The following is a 5,320-nucleotide window of genomic DNA, read 5'->3' on the forward strand; positions in this document are numbered from 1 at the left end:
CAGCGCCGCATTGACCGACAGCGGCAGGCCGGCGGCCCAGCGGATTTCGTCCCGCGTGACGCCGATGTCGCGCAGCATGTAGTCATCGAGCCGGTCGAGGCGCGTCACGGCGCGCCTGGCCCGCAAGTTACGGAGCAGCCGGCCGAAGACCGAAAGGGCTCCGGCGGCTTCGAACGACCGGGCGTGGTTCAGGGCATAGTCTCTCATGGCAAAGTCCTCCTCAGCCGCGGAGAAGACCATTCCCCTCCGCGTCGATCCACCCGATTCCGGATGGCCATCACTGTTGCGATGAGTGGAGGATGCCAGTTTCCAATTGATTTCTCCAACGAATGTATTTTATATTAGTCATCACATAAGTTGATGGATGGCCGCCATGATCCCCAACCTCGATATCGACCTGATGAAGACCTTTCTCGCCATCTCCGACACGGGGAGTTTCACCCGCGCGGCGGAAGAGGTGAACAAGACACAGTCCGCGGTTTCGATGCAGATGAAGCGGCTGGAGGAGACGCTGGGGCGCCCCTTGTTCGCGCGGGATGGGCGGGCCAGCCGCTTCACGCCCGATGGCGAGCGGCTCATCGAATATGCGCGGCGGCTTGTGGCGCTGAATGACGAGGCGGTCTCGACCTTCACCCGGCCCGAACTCACCGGCACGGTGCGCTTCGGCACGCCGGACGATTATGCCGACCGCTTTCTCCCCGAAATTCTCGCGCGCTTTGCCCGCACGCATCCATTGGTGACGGTCGATGTCGACTGCGTGAGCACGAGCGTTCTCTATGAGCGCACGAGGCGAGGCGAAATGGACTTGTCGCTCGTCACCTTCGGCTGCGACATCGTCACCGACGAACCGGTGCGCCGCGAGCCGCTGGTGTGGGTGACGTCCTCGCGGCATTCGACCCATCTTCTCGAAGTCGTGCCGGTCGCCGTCTCGCACGCGGGCTGCGAGTGGCGCTCGATGGTGCTGAAGTCACTTGAAAAGCTGGGCCGCAAGTACCGCATCGCCTATTCGAGCCCCAATTCCAACGCGGTCAACGCCGCCGTCCAGTCCGGACTTGCAGTCGGTGCCGTGCCCGACCTGTGCGTGCGCCCCGGCATGCGCGTGCTGACCGAGAAAGACGGCTTTCCACCGCTCGGCACATTCGACATCGGCCTCGTGCGGAAACCCGGCCGTCCGAGTTCGGCGGTCGAAGCCCTGGCCCGGCACGTGACCGATAGCCTTGCCAATCTCAATTCATCCGGGATGATGGCGGCGGAGTGAGGCCGCCTTCCATGACCGGCACAATCTTCGAAACCGACGTCTGCCGGGCGCGAACGGGTAACTTGCTTTCCGATGCCGCCATCCGATAACCTTGCCCCTGCGGGAAAAATTCTCGGGGCAGCACATGTTTTTGTTTCTCTTCTTCAGAACAGGCCTTGCCGCGCTGGCAATGGCATCCGTCATCGCCTTTCCGGCCACGGTCCTGGCCGCAAGCGCCGAGCTTCAGCCGAAACTTCAGAAGATCGCGGATCAGTATCTGGCGGAGCACGCGAAGGAGGAGGGTTTCACGGCCGTCTCGCTGAGCGTCAGCCTCGATGGAGCGAGCCCCAACCTCAATGCCGTTGCCGGCAGGATGTCGGCGGACGCAGAAGCAGCCCCCGTCACGTCAGCCACGCTGTTCCAAATCGGCAGCATCACCAAGTCGATGACGGCAACGGTGGTTCTCCAACTGGTTAAGGAGGGCGTTCTCTCGCTCGACGCGCCGATCGGTGCCTGGCTTCCCGAGTATCCGGAATGGAAGGACAAGACGCTCCGCCATCTCCTCACCATGACGTCGGGCATTCCAACCTACGATGACACCGATGCCTTCATGAAGGCCTTCGCGGCAAACGGCATCGGCCGCTACTTCAGCACGGCGCAGCTCGTCAGTTTCGTCGATCCTGCGCTCTCCGGCTCACCGCCGCCAACCAGGGGATACGACTACTCCAACACCAATTTCATCCTTGTGCAGATGATTATCGAACGCGCCACGGGCAAGCCCTTCGAGGATCATGTCACATCCCGCATTCTCACGGGCCACGGCCTGACCGATACTTACTACCGGGCCACGCACTATCCCGACGCCGTCGCCAGCAGGCTGGTCCCGGGCTATCTCTTCGCGCTCGCGCCGGAGCAGAAGCCGATGGAGCCGATGCTGGGCAAGGACGTCAGCCGGTCCGACATGTCATGGGCGCAAGGTGCGGGCGGCGCGGTTGCCACCCCCGGGGACGTGACGCGCTGGGCACGGCTTCTCTTTACCGGAAACATTCTGGACGAGGCCCAGCGCAAGGAACTTGGCTCCATCGTGTCGATGAAGACGGGTGCGCCCATCGCGGATGTGACGAAGGACGATCCCAAGGGCTTCGGGCTGGGCGTGATGAAATCCATGTTCGGCCCCGGTCAGTACATCTGGGCCTACGAGGGCGGCACCATGGGTAACCGCGTGCTCTATGCCTATTTCCCGAAGCACGGCCTCGTCATCGCGGCAGGCTTGAACAGTTCCACCAGCACGGTGGACAAGATCAGCCTCATGATCCGCGACGCCTACGTGGCCGCCACCGGAGACACGGCCATCCTCGGAGAAACGCACGTGCAGCCGGCACAATAGACTTCATCAAGCGAAGTCCCGGAAGACGCCGTCAACATAGAGGGCGAGGAGGCTCTCGGCGGAGGAATGTCTAATAGCCCAGCCATGCGAAGCCGAATACAATGGCGGCAAACAACGCGATGAAGAAGATGCCGAACAGCCTGAAGCCGCGTTCGTCGTTGTAGGAGATCATTTTCTTGTAGGCTTCATCTCCCATGGCCTCACGCTCAAGCCGCTGCTGGAGAAGCCGCTTGGCGCTCGGACCATGACTTCTTGTCTCGCTCCTGTATCGGGACATGAACCCTCCTAACCCTGAAGCTGAGAATTGCCGATAGCACGTTCCAATGCAACCCGGCAGTTGCTCATGGCGGTGCGTTGGCAATTCCGCACGAAAAAGGGCGGAGGTTGCGGCCTAGTAAGCGAAGTCCCTGAACACGCGGGTGATGTCGCCGTTCCAGCTGCCGTGATAAAGGGACAGCAGGTTTTCCGCGGCGGTCTTGCCGGTTGAAACCGTCTCGTCCAGCACGTCGAGGAAGGCGGCTTCGGTCTTGCCCTTGCAGCCCAGCTCGTTCCGCGCGAGGAGTCCGGCGCGAGAGATCGCCAGAACGTCGCGTGACATGTCGCGAACGCTCCGTCCACGGATCGTTGCATTCAGCGCCTGCGTGGGAACGTCGTCACGGAGTTTCTGGCGTTCTTCCGCAGTCCAGTCCTTCACCATGTCCCATGCCGCATCGAGAGCGGCCTGGTCATAGAGCAGGCCAACCCATAGGGCGGGCAGCGCGCAGAGGCGCCACCACGGGCCTGAATCGGTGCCGCGCATCTCGAGGTATTTCTTGAGACGCACCTCGGGGAAGATCGTCGTCAGGTGATCGGCCCAGTCCTTCACCACCGGCTTCTCGCCCGGAAGCTGCGGCAGCTTGCCATCGAGGAAGGAGCGGAAGCTCTCGCCGGCGCAATTGATGTACTTGCCATCGCGCATCACGAAATACATCGGCACGTCGAGCGCATAGTCCACGTAGCGCTCGAAGCCCATGCCAGGCTCGAAGGCGAAGGGCAGCATGCCGGAGCGCTGGTTGTCGGTGTCGCGCCAGACTTCCGAACGGAACGAGAGAAAGCCGTTGGGCTTGCCTTCGAGGAAGGGCGAGTTGGCGAAGAGTGCCGTTCCGATGGGCTGCAGCGCCAGCGACACGCGGAGCTTCTTCACCATGTCGGCTTCGGAAGCGAAATCGAGATTGACCTGCACCGTGCAGGTGCGGAACATCATGTCGCGGCCATATTTGCCGACCTTGTCCATGTAGGGCGCCATGATGCCGTAGCGCCCCTTGGGCATGACGGGCGTTTCGGCACGCGTCCACATGGGCGATGCGCCAAGGCCGAGGAAGCCGATGCCGAGCCTGTCGCCGATCTCGCGCACCTCGCTCAGGTGTTCATGGACTTCCTCGCAAGTGTCGTGGACGGTCTTCAGCGGCGCGCCGGACAGTTCGAACTGGCCGCCCGGCTCAAGCGAGACGTTGCCGAGGCCGTCGGGATCGGACAGCGCAATGATGTTGTCGCCCTCGTAGACACCGGTCCAGCCGAAACGGTCGCGCAGGCCTTCAAGGAGTGCCCGGATGGAACGCTGTCCTTCATAGGGAACAGGCCCCAGCGTGTCGGTGAGGAAAGGGAACTTTTCGTGCTCGGTGCCGATCCGCCACTGGTCCTTCGGTTTGGAGCCGGAGGAGAGTTCCTCGATGAGCTGTGCCTTGGATTCGATCGGTTGCCGGGCTTTTGGCGTGTCGGGGGTGGGTCCGCTCACGAGATACTTCCTGTCAAAAATGTGTCCGAGGATGTAGGCGGGACGGTTTCATCGGGCAAGACAAAGATTTGACGACGATCCATCAGGAATTGTGATGCCAGTCGCCCAGCACAGCCTGCACCAGGGTGAGAGCGGCAACGGCCGCGGTATCGGCCCGCATGATGCGGGGGCCGAGCGAAATGGCGGTGACGAAGGTACAGGATTTCAGCAGCGCCTTTTCCTCGACCGTGAATCCCCCTTCGGGGCCGATCAGGATGGCGGCAGGGGCTTTGAGAAGTTTCAGCGCCTCCACGGGATTGGCAATCGCCGCCGTCTCGTCGCAATAGACGAGTGCCCTGCCCTGCTCCCACTCGTGCAGGAGCTTCGGCAGTTTCACCGGTTCATGGACCTCCGGCACGAAGACGAGATTGCATTGCTCGGCCGCCTCGATCACGTTCGCCGTCATGCGATCGAGGTTCACGCGCTCCGCAATGGTGCGCTGGGTGATGACGGGCCTCAGCCTGCGGGCGCCGAGTTCGGTCGCCTTCTGCACAACATAGTCCAGCCGCGCGTGCTTCAGGGGCGCGAAGACATAATCGATGTCGGGTGGCGGCTTCACCTCCGAAACGCGGCGCTCGCAGCGGATGCTGGCGGTCTTCTTCGAGACGGTGGCGAGATAGGCCAGCCATTCGCCGTCGCGGGCATTGAAGACCGAGACGGGGTCTCCGCTGCTGAGGCGCAGCACGCCGGTGAGATAATGCGCCTGCTCGCGCGGGAGATCGACTTCCCGGCCGGGAGACAGCGCTGCATCGAGGTGGAGGCGAGGGGTGGTTTTCATGAATGCCTTCATGTACACCGCGCCCATGACCGATGCCAGCCGCAACGATCGAGGTGTCGCCGACGCGCTGCCCGGCCATTGGGCGGACCGGCTGCTGCCCGCCGC

At 62.6% G+C, this 5,320-nt stretch carries 6 protein-coding genes; 2 read left to right on the forward strand and 4 right to left on the reverse strand.

The window, feature by feature from the left end; translation table 11 throughout:
- Positions 1-207: DUF1127 domain-containing protein (locus tag ACEW8Q_RS04405; protein WP_373502841.1), on the reverse strand; the 207-nt coding region annotated here is incomplete at its 3' end.
- 157 nt (positions 208-364) lie between these two features.
- Here ACEW8Q_RS04405 and ACEW8Q_RS04410 point away from each other — a divergent pair.
- Positions 365-1,258, forward strand: coding sequence for a LysR substrate-binding domain-containing protein (locus ACEW8Q_RS04410; RefSeq protein ID WP_373502842.1), 894 nt, complete (start codon positions 365-367; stop codon positions 1,256-1,258).
- A 124-nt stretch (positions 1,259-1,382) separates the two neighbouring features.
- Positions 1,383-2,624: a serine hydrolase domain-containing protein gene (locus tag ACEW8Q_RS04415; RefSeq protein WP_373502843.1), complete on the forward strand. Its 1,242-nt coding sequence runs from the start codon at positions 1,383-1,385 to the stop codon at positions 2,622-2,624.
- 70 nt (positions 2,625-2,694) lie between these two features.
- On the opposite strand, the gene ACEW8Q_RS04420 is transcribed toward ACEW8Q_RS04415, so the two are convergent.
- The 3 genes from ACEW8Q_RS04420 to ACEW8Q_RS04430 form a co-directional block, all read right to left on the reverse strand.
- Positions 2,695-2,901 (reverse strand): hypothetical protein, encoded by a 207-nt coding sequence (locus ACEW8Q_RS04420; RefSeq protein WP_373502844.1) that lies wholly within the window; start codon positions 2,899-2,901, stop codon positions 2,695-2,697.
- Between the two features lie 114 nt (positions 2,902-3,015).
- A complete protein-coding gene (locus ACEW8Q_RS04425; protein WP_373502845.1) occupies positions 3,016-4,398 on the reverse strand; it encodes a glutamate--cysteine ligase in 1,383 nt (460 codons plus the stop codon).
- A gap of 82 nt (positions 4,399-4,480) precedes the next feature.
- A complete protein-coding gene (locus ACEW8Q_RS04430; protein ID WP_373502846.1) occupies positions 4,481-5,215 on the reverse strand; it encodes a 16S rRNA (uracil(1498)-N(3))-methyltransferase in 735 nt (244 codons plus the stop codon).
- Positions 5,216-5,320 lie beyond the last annotated feature (105 nt).

Origin of the sequence: Aestuariivirga sp. (assembly GCF_041738905.1) — a bacterium.
Classification (GTDB): Bacteria; Pseudomonadota; Alphaproteobacteria; order Rhizobiales; family Aestuariivirgaceae; genus Aestuariivirga.